The sequence below is a fragment of the Hyphomonadaceae bacterium ML37 genome (genome assembly GCA_027627685.1).
Lineage (GTDB): Bacteria > Pseudomonadota > Alphaproteobacteria > Caulobacterales > Maricaulaceae > Oceanicaulis.
In genome coordinates this window covers 2,603,844-2,618,448 of the sequence record CP091241.1, presented here as the reverse complement: position 1 = coordinate 2,618,448, position 14,605 = coordinate 2,603,844, and the positions used below count along the sequence as shown (strand labels likewise).

Here is a 14,605-nt window from a genome sequence, read left to right as displayed (position 1 = left end):
GAACCGCTCAGCTGCTCCGGGCGTCCCGCCGCGAACGGCGAAGCCCGCTACCAGCCAAACGCCCGCGCAGCGCGCCGCACCAGGCGGGCGATGGGGTTGTGGGGGTCGGGTTCGGCGTGAGCCAGCGCGGGGACCTGGGCAGGGGGCGACGCCTCGTGGGTCGCGGCGCCGTTCGTTGCGCCTGTGGCGGCGGCGCCGTCCGGGGCCGTTTCGGGGATTGAAACCGCCCCGGCGTCTGCCGGCGCATCCGCGGCGGGCCGGCGCCGGCCCTTGCGGGCTTCCGCCTTGAGGCGGCCGGCTTCGCGGGCTTCCACCGCGGCGGCGATCTGGACTTGCGCCCGCTCATCGCGTCCCACCTGGCGGCGCTCCATCTCTTCGCCATAGGCTTGGAGGATGTCCCTCACATCGCCATCGCCGCGCACGCGGCCGGCATCCAGCCACAGGGCGCGCTTGCAGGTGTCGATCAGAAGCGACGGGCTGTGCGAGGCGAGCACCAGGATCCCGGCCTTGTCCACGAAGGCCTGCATGCGCTCGGTTGCCTTCTTGCGGAAGGCGGCGTCGCCGGCCGACAGCCACTCGTCGAGAATCAACACGTCGGGTTCGAACGCTGTGGCGATGGCGAAGCTCAGCCGCATGCGCATGCCGGCCGAATAGGTCTCCACCGGCAGAGCCAGGAAATCGCCCAGCTCGGAGAAGGCGGCGATTTCCGCGCGGCGCTCCTCGATCTCGGCGCGGGTGCGTCCGGCCGCCAGGCCGCGCAGGGTAATATTGCGATGGCCACTGGCTTCGGCGTTCATGCCCAGATTGATATTGACCAGGGCGGTGGTCTGGCCCTCGATCTCCACCTCGCCCGCGTCGGGCGAGTAAATGCCTGCAAGCACCTGTAAAAGCGTAGTCTTGCCCGAACCGTTCTCGCCGATCAGCGCGATGCGCTCGCCGGACCCGGCCTCAAAGGTGACGCCCTGCAACGCACGCACGCCGACCACCCGGTTCTTGCGGTCGCGTACCATGCGATCGAGGTCCGGATCAATCTCGTGCACGCCCGCTGCGGCGCGGCTGCGGCCGTACAGCGGGTAGTTCACGCAAAGATTCTCGACGCGGATATGGGACACGGCAGCGCGCTCCTACAGCCAGTAGGCCAGGCGGCGGCGCATGCGCGACGCGACGATCGCCGCCGCGATCCACACCACCACGGTCAGGACCCCGACCACGATCCAGCTCAGCGGACGTGGCTCAAGACCCATGAGCGGCGCGCGGAACACCTCCACATAATGGGCGACCGGATTGAAATCGGCGAAATTGCTGCGCCCGGTATCGAGATCGGACCGTATCCACAAGATCGGCGTGACGAACAGCAGGAGGCGCGTGATCGAGCCGACCAGATGGGTGACGTCGCGGTAACGCGCGCTGATCAGCCCCATCAGGTACTGGATCGCGACCGCATTCAGCAGGAAGACGGCGATCGCGGGCAGGACCCAGAGATTGACCAGGGTAGGCTGCCAGCCGGCGCCGATGATGATGACTGCGGCCACAATGAATTGCAGGGCGAAGGTGAAGATCGACCGGCAGATGCTGCGATAGATATGGATCGAGTGCGGCAAGGCGATGGACTGGATCCAGACCCTGGCCCCTGTGAACACGGTACATCCGTCTGTCACATTGCCCACGATGAAACTGAACGCCGCAAAGCCGATCGCGACGTGAATGACGAAGAATTCCCCGCCCCGGTCGGAAAACCCGGAAAAGATGATCGATACGCCGCCAACAAACATGGCGTAGGAGACAACGATCCAGGCCACGCCCAGTATGCTGCGCCGGTAGCGCTGCTGCATCTCGTCCCAGGCAAAGGTGCGCCAGAGATCGGTCATGCGCAAACCGGCAGCGAGGTCGGCGAAGAAGCTGGATATTTCCCCGTCTCTGGCCGTTCGGCGGACGGTGACGCTGGTGCTCATGGACTGACCCCGTCCGTGGTCGGAGGCGCCTGGCGCAAAGGCGCGGGCGCGATCAGGCGGCGCCTGAGTGAAATGGACTTTGCGGCCATGCCTGTCGCCTGTTCCGGCAGCGTCCCCGCGACGCGCCGTGTCCGATCGCTGCGCTGCATCAGCGGCTCTTGTAGGGCGCAATGGCCCGCCTATGCAACTCGCCAAGGCTGAGGCGGGCGACCTGCGCACGCGGATGGACGCTAAGGTTTGAAAAGGTTAGTCTTATCGGGTATTTTACTCGACTCAAAACGTATAGATTGTATTGAGCCGGGTGGCGGCTGGGGAATTTCGAGCCAGACTGGCTCCGCAGACAACACGGGGAAGCAGGGTGTGACGCACGTGGCGTTCAAAACACCTGGCGCAGGGCTAAGCCTTGCGGGAGCCGCTCACTGGGCGACTACCCCTTTGCCTGCCCTGTTCCTTGATCTGCGCCGCCCGTTTGCGCGCGCCTGGAGTGACCCCGATGCGCCCGCTGCACCTTGAGTGCATTGTCTATGGCCGCCCCGGCCTGATTGTCCATGTGGGCGCCGGGCCGGACGGGCCGGGCGCGCTGGCGCAGTCAGCGCGCGCTGCAATTCTGATCGAGCCGGATCCGGACCGGGCGGAGCAGTTGCGCATACGCTACGGCGCCACGCCGTCTGTGCGGCTGATAGAGGGAGCGGTCACCCGCGCCGCCGGGCGCATGCCGTGGCGCCGGGCGCACGCCTTCACCCACGCCATGGGCGCGGCCGGCGCGCAGGGTCTGGTTCGTGACCTCGCTGCAGCCATTGAGCGCGACGCGGACTGTGTCGTGGACTGCATCGCGGCGGATTCGATCCTTAAACCTGACGATTTTGATGGCGAGGGCGAACACATCCTCCTGATCGACGCCGCCGACGATGCTGTGGATGTGCTGGACGCCCTTGACGCCGCTGGCTGGCTGGCGCGGTTCGATCATGTGATTGTCCGGGTCAAAGAGGCCCCGCCGCCCGGGCACGCGAAGGCGCGCGGCGATGTGGCGGACTGGGCGCAGGCCCGCAGATGGCTGATGCTGGCGCTGCCCGGACAGGGCGGCGCGGATGCATGGCGCGCCTGGATCGGCCCGGTGCGCAAGCCTGCATCCGGCGCCGGGCCGGAGCAGAACCGTCCGGCGCCGCACGCCGCGCGCGTGGTTGAACTGGACGCGGCGCTGGAAACCTATCGCGCCGCAACCCGCGACGCCGAAGCGCGCTGGCTTGAGCAGCGCGCAGGTTTGATGGACGAGCTGCGCGCAAGTCAGGCCCGCTGCGCCGGGCTTGAGGCGGACGGTGAGCTGGAAGCTGTTCGCCGCGCGGCCGCTGAGTCCGAGGCGCACAGCCAGGCGCGGCGCGAAGAACTGGTGGCCGAGCTCGAGGCGGCGCGCGTGCGGGCGCTGGAGCTGGGGCGCGCCCTGCAAACGGCCGAGGCGGCGCGCGCCAGCGCCGAGGCGCAATTGCAAAGCGCCCGCCAACCCGCGCGGGATCGCGACGGCTATCAGTCCGCCCTGCGCGAAGACGCTGTCCGGTTTCAGCGCGAGCTTGACCGGCATCTGGAGGCGGCGCGCGCCGCTTCCGAGCGCGAGCGCGCCCTGACGGCCCAGATCACAGCGGCGCGAGACGATCTACGCCTGGCGATCAAAGGCCAGCGCCTGGCCCAGGCGAGCCTGTCGGAGCTCCAGGACCGCTACAGCGCGCTTCTGGATGATCGCAACGCCCTGGATGGGTTGCTGCGACAGCTGACCGACCGGCTGACAAGCGCCGCTACGGCCCGGCTCGGCATCGCTCGCTCCGGGGCGCAGGCGGATTGGGACCATTGAACGCGCAATCCAAAACCGCACCAGGCTTGCCTGTGATGGTCGAAGAAGCGCTGGAGTTGTTGCAGGGGCGTTATCCGCCGGCGGCGCGCGGCGGCTCGGCGGGGATGCCGCTGGGCCAGTTGCTCGAACAATGCTGGGCGCGTAGCCAGGCGCGCGCCCATGCCGGTCCCGAGCCGGTGCGGGTGATCCGCCAGCTCGCCTGCGTTGGCGGGACAATGTTCGCCCGCGCGCTGCAGGCCCAGCCCAATGTGGTGGTGCTGAGCGAAGTGGACCCGTTCGCATCGCGTCCGCGCCGGTCTCCGGAGTTTGCGCCCACCGATCTGTTGTATCTGGCCGAAACCGCAACGGGCAGTGTCGATAACGCCGTGCGCGCGCAGGTTTTCAGCGCCAGTCTCCGCGCCCTCCACGCGGCTTATGACCGCCGGGGTTCTCGCCTGGTGGTGCGCGCTCACAGCCATACCCGATATTGCACCGCGCGCGACTGGGCCTCGCGCCCCGGCGTGACCGAGCTGGTGGCGCGCGACCTGCCGGTGCGCACGCTCACCCTGGTGCGCCACCCGCTGGATTCCTGGATGTCGCTGAACGCCAATGAATGGGTGCACTTCCAGCCGCGGACGCTGGAGGAGTATGCACGGCGTTCTCTCGCCTTCATTGATCAGCCCCATGCCGGGCGGGTGGTGAAGTATGAAAGCGTCGCGGCTGATCCGCACGCCATGATGGGTTGGGTCTGCGAATGGCTGGAGCTGGCCTTCAATCCCGACTGGGACGATCTGGTGGGCGCCATACGCCTGTCCGGGGCCAGTGGCCGGAGTGGCGATGCCGTCAGCCCGCGCCCTCGCGCCGCCGTGCCGGAGTGGATCGCGCAGGAAGCCTCAACCAGCCCGGCCTATCAGCGGCTGTGTGCGCGGCTGGACTATAATCCTGATCCGGCCTCGCCGCCTTTGCCGCGCGGCGCTCCGGCGGACGCGGGCGCCTAAAAGCGCGCGATGGCCGCTTCCATCAGCGCTACCGCCTCGGGGCTCGCCCAGTCCGCGTCGCCGTCCAGCCGGCCGATCTCGATTCCGTGGCGGTCATAGAGCACGCTCAGCGGCAGGCCGCGCGCCCCGGCGGCGAAGCCCAGATTCATGTTGGGATCGAAATACAGGGCGAGATGACCAAGCCCGCGCTCGGCGTAAAACGCTTCAGCATCCTCGACCCGGCGATCCATGGAGATGGCGACCACTTCAAAATCATCCGAGCCCAGCTGGGCCTGCAGGGCGTCAAGCGCCGGCATCTCCACCACGCAGGGCGGGCACCAGGTGGCCCAGAAATTGACCAGGATCACCTTGCCGCGCTTGTCGGCCAGGGTGATCTCGCGCCCCTCGGCGGTGAGGATCGGCCCGCGCGGCTGGGCGGGCGCGCCCGCAACGCTGCGAAACGCGCTCATCTCGCCCACTGTGAAACTCGATAATGCAGCGGGCGCCGGGCCGCTGAAAAAGGCCCCGCCCAGCGTCCAGATGGCGGCGCCGGCGCCGATGACGATCATGGCGACGATGGCGTGGGACAGCTTCAGCTGCGGCTTGCGCATGACGCACTTCCTCTTCCTAATGCCGGCACACCGCCGAACACCCGCTCACGCACAGGACGCCGCCCCGCCCATGACCACTGACGCCCCCGCCTCGTCCCCGTCCGCCAGCGGCATCTGGGGCGGACGCTTTGACGCCGGACCGTCCGCCGTGATGCAGGCCATCAACGCCTCGGTGGATGTCGACAAGCGCCTGTTTGAACAGGACATCGCCGGATCGCTGGCGCACGCTGCGATGTTGACCGCTTGCGGCGTGATTTCAAGGGAGGACGGTGAGGCGATTGCGCGCGGTCTGGACGCGATCCGCACCGATATCCGCGCCGGCCGGTTTGAATGGAAGGCCGAGCTGGAAGACGTGCACATGAATATCGAGGCGGCCCTGCGCGACCGCATCGGCGCGCCCGCTGGCCGCTTGCACACGGCCCGGTCGCGCAATGACCAGGTCGCCACAGACTTCCGCCTCTGGCTGCGCGAGGCGCTCGAAAGCGCGGCCGACGCGTTGCAGGCCTATCAACGGGCCCTGGTTGCGCGCGCTGATGATCACGCCGACTGGGTCATGCCCGGCTTCACCCATCTGCAGACCGCCCAGCCGGTGAGCCTGGGCCATCACCTCCTCTGCTGGGTGGAGGCGGCCGAGCGCGACCGTGGGCGGCTGCTGGATGCGCGCGCGCGGCTGAATGAGTCGCCGCTGGGCGCCGCGGCGCTGGCGGGCACGGCGTTCGCGATTGACCGGGAGATGACGGCGAAAGTGCTGGGTTTTGACCGGCCCATGGCCAATTCGCTGGACGCGGTGTCCTCGCGCGATTTTGCGCTGGAGGCGCTGTCGGGGGCGGCCATCACGGCGATCAATCTGTCGCGTTTTGCTGAAGAGATCGTGTTGTGGACCTCGCGCCGTTTCGGCTTCGCCAGCCTGTCGGATGCGTTTTCCACCGGTTCGTCCATCATGCCGCAAAAGCGCAATCCCGACGCCGCCGAACTGGTGCGCGCCAAGCCCGGCCGCATCGCCGGGGCGCTGCAGGGGCTGATCCTGGTGATGAAGGGCCTGCCGCTGGCCTATTCCAAGGACATGCAGGAAGACAAGGCGCTGGTGTTTACCGCGTTTGACGACCTGATGCTCGCCATCACCGCCATGACCGGCATGGCCGGCGATCTCACATTCAACCGCGATGCGCTGGAAGCGGCGGCGGGCGAAGCCTATTCGGACGCCACGGATCTGGCCGACTGGCTGGTGCGTGAGCTGAACATGCCCTTCCGCGACGCCCATCACGTGGCCGGGTCTGCGGTGAAAACCGCCGAAGCCTCCGGTCTGGCGTTGAAGGACCTGCCGCTGGCGCGTTATCAGGAGATCGAGCCGCGCATTGATGCGCGCCTGTTCGAGGTCTTGTCCGCGCGCGCCTCGATGGAGAGCCGGACCAGCTTTGGCGGTACGGCGCCAGTGCGGGTGCGCGAACAGATCGCCGTTTGGAAACAACGCCTGCAGGCGTGAGGAGACCGACCATGACCGCCGACATCACATGGCAGCGCATCGCGGGGCTCACCGCCTGCGCTCTGGCGGCGCTCGCGCTCACCGGGTGCGGCGTGCGCGGTGGGCTGGAGCGGCCCGCGCCGCTCTGGGGCGATCCCCGGGAGATCGAACCGGACTCCGCTCAGGATGACGACGAGGATGCGGATGAAGAGGAGGACGATTTCCTCGACCCGGACGACTGGCGCGCGCCGGGCTAGCGCGCCGACACGTCCACCCAGCCGAGGCAGCCGGATTGTGCGCGGGCGCCTTCGACGGGCGTCAGCCGCCATTGGGCAAGCTGTTCGCGCAACTGGCGATTGGCGGCGCGGGCCTGCTGGCGGGTCATCACTGGCTGGCTTTCGGGGAAGGCCAGCATGATCGGGCGCAGATTGGACGTTGAGCCGCTGGTGCTGACATCATAGGCGAAAACATAGCGCGCCGCGCCGATCCAGGCGGTGTTGCGCAGCCGGGGCGTCTCGCCCGACCAGGCCGAAAAACCCTCAGCCACTCCGTCCGCGGTCGTGCAGTCGGCGCTGGCGAGCAGGGCGGCCTGTTCGGCCTCGTCCATGAAGGCGATGGTGCTTGACTGGCCGGCCAGAAGCGCGGCGGCGGCGAGTGTGGCGAGAACGGACATGGGTGTCTCCGGTATGTGGACCTGACCGCAGTATGATCCAGTCCTGGTCCGCTGGCAAAGCCTGCCGGCGGGTTATCGGACGGTCAGCTGCGCCGTCGTATGGCAGCCTGTCAGGGGCCGGTCTGGAGAGGCGGTCTCAAACCGCTCCCAGGTGATCCAGTCCAGCAATTCAGCCTCCAGGACCTGGCGCTGGCCGCGTGTGAAATGCCGGGCGCGATCATGATAGGTATAGCGCGTGATGCGTGCGTTGGTGGTCCGGTTATCGCTGTCGATATCAAACAGGAAGTCCACCGTCACCGAACCCCGCCAGAACTCCATGATGCTGTTGGGCACGGTCGGCGACCCCGCAGAGCGGTAACCATCAGAAAAAAATCTGACGTCCTCATCGGTCGCATGGGCGTGGCCGCAATCACCCTGCTGGAATATCCGCTCCACCTCGTCGGGCGGGATCACATCCACAACCCCGCCGCGCTGGCGCGCCTCGGCAGGGGCGGCAGCCATCACGGTTAGCAGGATGAGCACTGCGCTGACAGCGCCGGAACGAGCCATGAAAACCCCTCTTCAAGGGGAAAACTTACGCCGATGCACGCTCAAATGACAAGCCCCGCCGGATCGCTCCGGCGGGGCTTTCTGTATCGCGCAGGCGTAAGGCCTAGTAGCGGTAGTGCTCGGCCTTGAACGGGCCGGCCTGGCTGACGCTGATATAGTCGGCCTGTTCTTCGCTCAGCACGGTCAGATTGGCGCCCAGCTTGGGCAGATGCAGGGCTGCGACCTTTTCATCTAGGTGCTTGGGCAGGATGTAGACGTCGTTCTTGTACTGGTCGCCGCGCGTCCACAGCTCGATCTGGGCCAGCACCTGGTTGGTGAAGCTGGCGCTCATCACGAAGGACGGGTGGCCGTTGGCGTTGCCCAGATTTACCAGCCGACCTTCGGACAGCATGATGATCTTGTGGCCTTCAGGGAACTCGATCAGGTCGACCTGCGGCTTCACATTGGTCCATTGGAAATTGCGCAGGGCCTCGACCTGGATCTCGTTGTCGAAGTGGCCGATATTGCACACGATGGCCATGTGCTTCATGGCGCGCATGTGGTCGACCGTGACCACGTCCTTGTTGCCGGTGGCGGTGACGACGATGTCGACATCGTTGATCACGTCTTCCAGGCGCACCACGCCGAACCCGTCCATGCACGCCTGCAGGGCGCAGATCGGGTCCACTTCGGTGACAGACACGCGGCAGCCGGCCTTGGCCAGCGATTCCGCCGAGCCCTTGCCCACGTCGCCATAGCCGCACACGACGGCGGTCTTGCCGGCCATCATGACGTCGGTGCCGCGCCGGATCGCGTCCACCAGGCTCTCACGGCAGCCATAGCGGTTGTCGAATTTCGACTTGGTCACGCTGTCGTTCACGTTGATGGCCGGGAAGGCGAGCTCGCCGCGCTTGGCCATCTGATACAGGCGCATCACGCCGGTGGTGGTTTCTTCCGACACGCCCTTGATGGCGGCTTTGGCGGTCTTGAACCAGCCCGGCGACATCCGGATGCGTTCGCGGATGGTTTCGAAGAGGAATTTTTCCTCTTCCGACTTCGGCTCGCCCAGCACGGACGGGTCCGCCTCGGCCTTTTCGCCCAGCTGCAGGTACATGGTGGCGTCGCCGCCATCGTCCAGGATCATGTTGGCGGTTTCGCCATTGGGCCAATGGAAGATCGCATCGGCGAACTCCCAGTATTCCTTCAGGTTTTCACCCTTGTAGGCGAACACCGGAATGCCGGCCTCGGCGATCGCCGCGGCGGCGTGGTCCTGGGTGGAGAAGATGTTGCACGACGCCCAGCGCACGTCGGCGCCGAGAGCGACGAGCGTCTCGATCAGCACCGCAGTCTGGATGGTCATGTGCAGCGAGCCGGCGATGCGTGCGCCTTTCAAGGGCTTGGACGCGCCGAACTCCTCGCGCAGGGACATCAGGCCGGGCATTTCGATCTCGGCCATTTCGATTTCGATCCGGCCCCAGCGCGCCAGGCTCATGTCTTTCACATACCGGTCTTCGCCGGTGTTCGCAGCATTGATCAGAGTCATTGTTTACAAGGGCCTTTTCGCCAGTCGTGGGGAGAGTGTCTCATTCGTCCCGGATCGGGACGCCGATCATATAAAGGAAAGTGCATATCGGCGCAAACGCGCATCGCGCCACGGGCGAAATTCCTTGCGACTCAGGAAAATTCTTAAAACGGTCCTAATCTTGTATATACTCTTCGGTAACCGGTGGTGCGGGCGTTCGGAGGGGATGCGTGCGCCATCGCGGGAGGGGTTTCAGCTGACCTGCACGGCATTTTCGCCGCGGATTGGCTCGCATGAGGGGAAGATTCATCATGGCGACTTTGCCGACGGCCTATGCCAGCCTGCGTTTCGGGCGCAAGACCATCGACTTCTACGCTGTCACCGGCGAAGTCGTCGGCTCTGACCCGCGCGCCCGCGCCGAGGAACGCCGCATTCAGGATCTCGATGGCGCGCGTCACACGCTGCGCCTGATGGAAAAGAGCTACCGGCTCGAGCCGGGCGACAGCGCCAGCGTGCTGCGCCTGCAGCCCGGACCGGAACGCCGCTCGCGCCCCGTCGCGGTGGCGAGCCCCTCGGCCCAGAGCTGGTCGCGCACCCATCCGGGCGTCGCGGCCCTGCTGTCGCGCGCCGGCGTATCACGCAATGTGAACTGGTGGCTGACCATGGTGCTGTTTACCCTCGCGGCGCTGGCGATGGTGTGGCCCTATCTGCATGCCTTCCTGGTGGAGCTGGCGCCCGGGCGCATCGCCGCCCTGCCGGCGCCGGATTTGTTTGCGCTGGCCGCGGCGTCCGTGCCCGGTCTCGACACATTCCGCTGGTCGGACGCCGCAGCCGGGCTCGCCCCTCTGCTGGACTCCGCCGCACCCGGTCTCGCGGACCAGACCGGCATGATCGTCTTCGCCGCCATCGTGTCCGCGTTCGCGGTGCTGGTTTATGCGGCGCGTTCCTGGCGCCTGGTCTGGGCGCCGGTGTTTGTGGCGCTGGCGGTGGCGGGGGCTATCGGTCTGAACGGGCCGGCCGGCGCTGAAGGCCCGGCTCTGGCCGCGCTGGGCGTTGCGGCGCTGCTGTTTGTGGTGGGCGGGATGACCAATCGCCTGCGCGACGAGGCGCGGCTGGACCAGCGTATCGCGCTGCTGGCCGACCATCTGGTGTCCCAGGCCCCGGTCGAGCATGTACGCGCCTCGCGCCTGCCGGAGGCTGCTGCGGCCGGGATCGGCGCCAGCACCATCACCGCGTCTGCTCTGCGCGAACCGGCGGCGCCGCATGAGGCGGCAGAGACGGCGATCGACGCCGGCACGGACGTTCAGACCGATGCGCCGGCGGCCGAGGCCACCAGCGCCGCAGTGACAGTCGAGGCTGAACCCGCCTCGGACGCAGAAGCCCAGACAGAAACAGCCGCCGCTGAAACGCTGCCCGAGGCGGCAACCACCGGCGCCGCGGAGACAAGCGTCTCCACGCCTGCGGACACCGCGGACGCTACGGCTGAGGCGCCTGCCGAGGCGGCCGAGCCGGTCAATTCAGCGCCGGTGAGCCACAACGCGACGGCCGAGACGGCGTCTGACGCCATCGAAGCGGATGGATTTGTGGATCCGGACCTGAGCGTGGACACCGCCCCGGCCATTCCGGTTGCGTCCCCCGCCCCGGCTGCGGCCGAGGCCGCGCCGGCCGACGCCGACAGCACCGAGGAAGCGCGCCTGCGCGATGATCCGCGCTATGCCGCGCGCGCCATTGTCCTGCCCGCGCCCCCGCCCATGCCGGCGCCTCAGACCGGGGCCGCGCCCGCCTTCGCTGCGCCTGCGGGCGATAACGCTGCGCTGCAGTCCGGTGAGGCGGAGGCCCAAGGCGCAGGCGACGCTGAACGCACGCCGGAGACGGCCCGCTAGGGGAATCGCGTCTGCAGCGCGTGTTGCCTCAGCCCGGCGGGGTCAAACCCGTCGGATCAGGCCTTCGCAGCCTTTCTCGATCAGGTCGAGGGCGCGGTTGAAATCGGTTTCATCGCCGTAGTACGGGTCCGGTACGTCCTGTCCGGCCATACCCACAGACCAGTCGAGCAAGAGCGAGATTTTCGCGCGCTCGGGCAGGCGGCGGTAATCGCGCGCGGAAAGGAGCCAGCGCTTGTGGCCCTTGTCGAGCGCGATCAGGTGATCGAAACGCTCGAAGTCCTCATCTGTGACTGCCCGCGCCGTGATCCCGGACAGATCATAGCCGCGTCGTTCACCCGCCGCAGCGGCGCGCGGATCAGCGCTTTCGCCGGCATGCCAGTCGCCAGTTCCGGCGGACTCAAAGGCCATTGGCTTGCCGGCGCGCTGCGCCAGAGTGGTCGCGACCGCTTCGGCCAGGGGCGAGCGGCAGATATTCCCGGTGCAGACAAACAGAACCGATATCGCCCGGCGCGCCATGATGGATATCCCTTTGGGGCAAGAAAAAAACGGCGGCCCCATAGAGCCGCCGTTTGCTTTAAGGCGCACTTAAGCGGCGCGGTTAACCGGGCGTGACCGCCGGTTGGGCTGCAAATTGCGGCGCGATGCGCAGATCACGCGCCCAGCGCAGTTTCTCGAAAATCAAAAGCGCTGTGCCGTTATAGTCGAACACCCGGTTGAACAGGCCGCGCCGGGGCAGGTGCAGGGCGCTGGACGGCTCGTCGTGGTGGTGGTCATGAAACGCTTCGCCACCCGTGAGCAGCGCCAGCAGATAGTCGGCCCAGGCCGGCGTCTTGAGGTGGCCGAACACGTTCACGCCCAGGATCGTCGCGTGGAACTGCACCCCGCGCGCCACCACGGCGCTGGCGTGCAGGATCAGGGTCAGGATCAGCGATCCGCCCAGCGCCCACACCAGCGCATAGATCGCGGCGGGCAGCACCAGGTGCACCGCCACCGAGATCAGCGAATAGTGACGGTCAAAGACCACCACCGAGCGCGTATCGCGCAGCCACATGGCCAGCGGGCGCTTGAGATCATTGGGGTCGCGCCAGAACAGCCAGCCCAGCCATGCCCACATTTTGCCTTCGGCCGGATTGTGCGGATCGCCGGGGCGGTCCGACAGGCGGTGGTGCTGGCTGTGATAATTCACCCAGTCCCGGAACCGGCCCTGCATGGCGACAACGCAGTTGAAGGTGGTCAGCACCTGCGCCGGCCAGCGCAGCTCGCCCGCCTTGTGCTGCCAGACACGGTGAAGCGCGCCGATGCCGACATTGCAGATCACCAGCGTCACGGCGCCGGACAGGAGAGCGAGGGGGATGTACCACCATTCCAGGGTCACCCCGGAGAAGGACCAGCCGATGATGGCGGCGGCGATGAGGCCGATGACGCCCAGGGCGGGATAGATGATGGCGGCGAAGACGCTGGCCCAGTCGAGATTAGACCAGCTTTTGCGGATGGCGACCGACCGCGGCGTCGGCAAGGCTTTCATGCAAGACCTCTGTTGCTTTGCCTGCCAGCGATGACACAAGCGTCTGCGGGCAAGACCTCCCCCTTCTGCTGGCGAGATTGACATGGCTTCGCGGCGAAAAACAGGCCTTCGTGCGTCCGGGCCGGTCACAGCGCAGTGAGGCGGGTCGCGGCCGGCGCTCGACGCAGGCGCGCGTGTGCGCTATTGGCGAAGGCAGGATGACAGGGCGGGCGGCGATGGCTGTCAGAGCCCTGAAATAACAGGCAGGGAGCAGGCAATGGCTGAAGGCGAATTTCCGGCGGGCGCACTCATGAAGGGCAAGCGCGGGCTTGTCATGGGCGTGGCGAACAAGAATTCCATCGCCTGGGGGATTGCCCGCCAGCTGCATGCGCAAGGCGCCGAGCTCGCCTTCTCCTACCAGGACGAGGCGCTGGAAAAGCGCGTGCGGCCGCTGGTCGAATCATTGGGTGATGAACCCTTCATGGTCACCGCCGACGTGTCGGACGACGCCTCCATGGACGCCTGTTTCGAAACGCTCAAGGCCAAATGGGGCAAGATGGACTTTCTGGTCCACGCCATCGCGTTCGCCGGCAAGGACGAGCTGCAGGGCTCCTTCACCCACAACACCACCCGCGAAGGCTTCAAGCGGGCGATGGACATCTCCGCCTTCTCCTTCGTCGATGCGGCCAAGCGCGCCAGCGCCCTGATGCCGTCACGTGAAGAGGGCGGCGGCGCGATGGTGACGCTGACCTATCTGGGCGCCGAACGCGTGGTGCCCAATTACAATGTCATGGGCGTCGCCAAGGCCGCGCTGGAAGCCAGCACCCGCTATATCGCCCGCGATCTGGGCCCTGAAGGCATCCGCGTGAACGCCATCTCCGCCGGTCCGATGCGCACCCTCGCCATGGCCGGCATCAGCGGCGGGCGCCAGCTGATGAAGACCGGCAAGGACTGGTCGCTCCTGAAAGAAGACACCACGATGGAAGGCGTCGCGGGCGCGGCGCTCTACCTCCTGTCCGATCTCGGCAAATCGTGCACCGGCGAGGTCCTGCACGTGGACGCCGGCTTCCATGTCGTCGGCGTGCCCGATGCGGGGGAAGGGGAGGAGTAGCCCTCCCTCACCCCACCGGCTGACGCGGCTGGAAGGTCGCCAGGCACGCATCGGCCAGGCGCCACTGGCCGTCTTCCAAGACAAAGCGGCAGGCGGCGTGGTCGCGGCCCGGCTCGCCGGTCTGCAGCCCGGTCATGCCCGGGTTCTGCAGGGCGTCGAAGCGCCCGGCGGGGAAGACATAGGTCAGGCGCGCATTGTCCGTCGCCGGTTCATCGATCAGGCACAAAGGCGGGCGCATGAGCACGGTGCGCACCGAGCGGTCATTCATGCGTGCGCCGAACACCTGCGCGAACACCGCCGGGTCTTCCGCGCGCAGGCGGCGCGCCGTCTCGCCGCCTTCAGCAGCGAGAAGCCCCGCCAGCCGGTTCTGGTCATGGGTGACGATGGCGGCGAAGGCGGCCCGCTCGGACGCATCGGCGTCACGGCAGGAGACCGACTGGGTCGTCGTGGTGCAGGCGCTCGCCAGCGCGGCGGCGGCGAGGGCGGGTGCAAGGCGGCTCAGGCGGGCGGTCATGACAGCGTCTCCGGCATCGTGTCAGCCGCAAGGTGCGGCGGAATTG

The 14,605-nt window shown here is 67.2% G+C and carries 15 protein-coding genes; 6 read left to right on the top strand and 9 right to left on the bottom strand.

Annotated elements, in window-relative coordinates; translation table 11 throughout:
• Positions 1-47 precede the first annotated feature (47 nt).
• Positions 48-1,112: an ABC transporter ATP-binding protein gene (locus L2D01_12915; protein WBQ09780.1), complete on the bottom strand. Its 1,065-nt coding sequence runs from the start codon at positions 1,110-1,112 to the stop codon at positions 48-50.
• 12 nt (positions 1,113-1,124) lie between these two features.
• Entirely contained in the window at positions 1,125-1,952 is an 828-nt protein-coding gene (locus L2D01_12910; protein WBQ09779.1) for an ABC transporter permease, read from the bottom strand.
• Positions 1,953-2,445: 493 nt separating this feature from the next.
• Between L2D01_12910 and L2D01_12905 the strand changes: the two genes are divergently transcribed.
• Positions 2,446-3,795 (top strand): hypothetical protein, encoded by a 1,350-nt coding sequence (locus tag L2D01_12905; GenBank protein ID WBQ09778.1) that lies wholly within the window; start codon positions 2,446-2,448, stop codon positions 3,793-3,795.
• A complete protein-coding gene (locus tag L2D01_12900; protein WBQ09777.1) occupies positions 3,792-4,772 on the top strand; it encodes a sulfotransferase in 981 nt (326 codons plus the stop codon). Before L2D01_12905 ends, L2D01_12900 begins: the two co-directional genes overlap by 4 nt.
• Here L2D01_12900 and L2D01_12895 read toward each other — a convergent pair.
• On the bottom strand, positions 4,769-5,362 hold the full coding sequence (locus L2D01_12895) for a TlpA family protein disulfide reductase (protein ID WBQ09776.1): 594 nt from the start codon (positions 5,360-5,362) through the stop codon (positions 4,769-4,771). The two genes, L2D01_12900 and L2D01_12895, sit on opposite strands and share 4 nt — an antisense overlap.
• Before the next feature lie 70 nt (positions 5,363-5,432).
• On the opposite strand from L2D01_12895, the gene argH reads away from it, so the two are divergent.
• Positions 5,433-6,845 carry an argininosuccinate lyase gene (argH, locus tag L2D01_12890; protein WBQ09775.1) on the top strand — a complete coding sequence of 471 codons (1,413 nt, stop codon included), beginning with the start codon at positions 5,433-5,435 and terminating at the stop codon, positions 6,843-6,845.
• Positions 6,846-6,856: 11 nt separating this feature from the next.
• Positions 6,857-7,081, top strand: a complete 225-nt coding sequence (locus L2D01_12885) for a lipoprotein (protein WBQ09774.1) — start codon at positions 6,857-6,859, stop codon at positions 7,079-7,081.
• Here L2D01_12885 and L2D01_12880 read toward each other — a convergent pair.
• The 3 genes from L2D01_12880 to ahcY form a co-directional block, all read right to left on the bottom strand.
• Positions 7,078-7,497, bottom strand: coding sequence for a hypothetical protein (locus L2D01_12880; protein ID WBQ09773.1), 420 nt, complete (start codon positions 7,495-7,497; stop codon positions 7,078-7,080). The two genes, L2D01_12885 and L2D01_12880, sit on opposite strands and share 4 nt — an antisense overlap.
• A 72-nt stretch (positions 7,498-7,569) precedes the next feature.
• Positions 7,570-8,046 carry a hypothetical protein gene (locus L2D01_12875; protein ID WBQ09772.1) on the bottom strand — a complete coding sequence of 159 codons (477 nt, stop codon included), beginning with the start codon at positions 8,044-8,046 and terminating at the stop codon, positions 7,570-7,572.
• A gap of 103 nt (positions 8,047-8,149) precedes the next feature.
• The gene (gene ahcY, locus L2D01_12870) at positions 8,150-9,568 is read right to left on the bottom strand and encodes an adenosylhomocysteinase (protein WBQ09771.1); all 1,419 of its coding nucleotides are present in this window, start codon (positions 9,566-9,568) and stop codon (positions 8,150-8,152) included.
• Between the two features lie 290 nt (positions 9,569-9,858).
• Here ahcY and L2D01_12865 point away from each other — a divergent pair, with 290 nt between their 5' ends.
• Positions 9,859-11,430 (top strand): hypothetical protein, encoded by a 1,572-nt coding sequence (locus tag L2D01_12865; GenBank protein WBQ09770.1) that lies wholly within the window; start codon positions 9,859-9,861, stop codon positions 11,428-11,430.
• A gap of 42 nt (positions 11,431-11,472) precedes the next feature.
• On the opposite strand, the gene L2D01_12860 is transcribed toward L2D01_12865, so the two are convergent.
• A complete protein-coding gene (locus tag L2D01_12860) occupies positions 11,473-11,946 on the bottom strand; it encodes a low molecular weight phosphotyrosine protein phosphatase (protein ID WBQ09769.1) in 474 nt (157 codons plus the stop codon).
• Positions 11,947-12,028: 82 nt separating this feature from the next.
• Complete coding sequence (locus L2D01_12855) at positions 12,029-12,955, bottom strand: acyl-CoA desaturase (GenBank protein WBQ09768.1); 927 nt, start codon at positions 12,953-12,955, stop codon at positions 12,029-12,031.
• A 256-nt stretch (positions 12,956-13,211) separates the two neighbouring features.
• On the opposite strand from L2D01_12855, the gene L2D01_12850 reads away from it, so the two are divergent.
• Positions 13,212-14,045 carry an enoyl-ACP reductase gene (locus L2D01_12850; protein WBQ09767.1) on the top strand — a complete coding sequence of 278 codons (834 nt, stop codon included), beginning with the start codon at positions 13,212-13,214 and terminating at the stop codon, positions 14,043-14,045.
• A 7-nt stretch (positions 14,046-14,052) separates the two neighbouring features.
• Here L2D01_12850 and L2D01_12845 read toward each other — a convergent pair whose 3' ends face one another.
• Positions 14,053-14,559 carry a hypothetical protein gene (locus tag L2D01_12845; GenBank protein ID WBQ09766.1) on the bottom strand — a complete coding sequence of 169 codons (507 nt, stop codon included), beginning with the start codon at positions 14,557-14,559 and terminating at the stop codon, positions 14,053-14,055.
• Positions 14,560-14,605 lie beyond the last annotated feature (46 nt).

Excerpts from the sequence above, each read along its gene's own strand:
- ahcY (WBQ09771.1), bottom strand. The coding sequence starts at position 9,568 with ATGACTCTGATCAATGCTGCGAACACCGGCGAAGACCGGTATGTGAAA.
- L2D01_12910 (WBQ09779.1), bottom strand. The coding sequence starts at position 1,952 with ATGAGCACCAGCGTCACCGTCCGCCGAACGGCCAGAGACGGGGAAATA.
- L2D01_12905 (WBQ09778.1), top strand. The coding sequence starts at position 2,446 with ATGCGCCCGCTGCACCTTGAGTGCATTGTCTATGGCCGCCCCGGCCTG.
- L2D01_12845 (WBQ09766.1), bottom strand. The coding sequence starts at position 14,559 with ATGACCGCCCGCCTGAGCCGCCTTGCACCCGCCCTCGCCGCCGCCGCG.
- L2D01_12875 (WBQ09772.1), bottom strand. The coding sequence starts at position 8,046 with ATGGCTCGTTCCGGCGCTGTCAGCGCAGTGCTCATCCTGCTAACCGTG.
- L2D01_12850 (WBQ09767.1), top strand. The coding sequence starts at position 13,212 with ATGGCTGAAGGCGAATTTCCGGCGGGCGCACTCATGAAGGGCAAGCGC.
- L2D01_12880 (WBQ09773.1), bottom strand. The coding sequence starts at position 7,497 with ATGTCCGTTCTCGCCACACTCGCCGCCGCCGCGCTTCTGGCCGGCCAG.
- L2D01_12860 (WBQ09769.1), bottom strand. The coding sequence starts at position 11,946 with ATGGCGCGCCGGGCGATATCGGTTCTGTTTGTCTGCACCGGGAATATC.
- L2D01_12885 (WBQ09774.1), top strand. The coding sequence starts at position 6,857 with ATGACCGCCGACATCACATGGCAGCGCATCGCGGGGCTCACCGCCTGC.
- argH (WBQ09775.1), top strand. The coding sequence starts at position 5,433 with ATGACCACTGACGCCCCCGCCTCGTCCCCGTCCGCCAGCGGCATCTGG.
- L2D01_12855 (WBQ09768.1), bottom strand. The coding sequence starts at position 12,955 with ATGAAAGCCTTGCCGACGCCGCGGTCGGTCGCCATCCGCAAAAGCTGG.
- L2D01_12895 (WBQ09776.1), bottom strand. The coding sequence starts at position 5,362 with ATGCGCAAGCCGCAGCTGAAGCTGTCCCACGCCATCGTCGCCATGATC.
- L2D01_12865 (WBQ09770.1), top strand. The coding sequence starts at position 9,859 with ATGGCGACTTTGCCGACGGCCTATGCCAGCCTGCGTTTCGGGCGCAAG.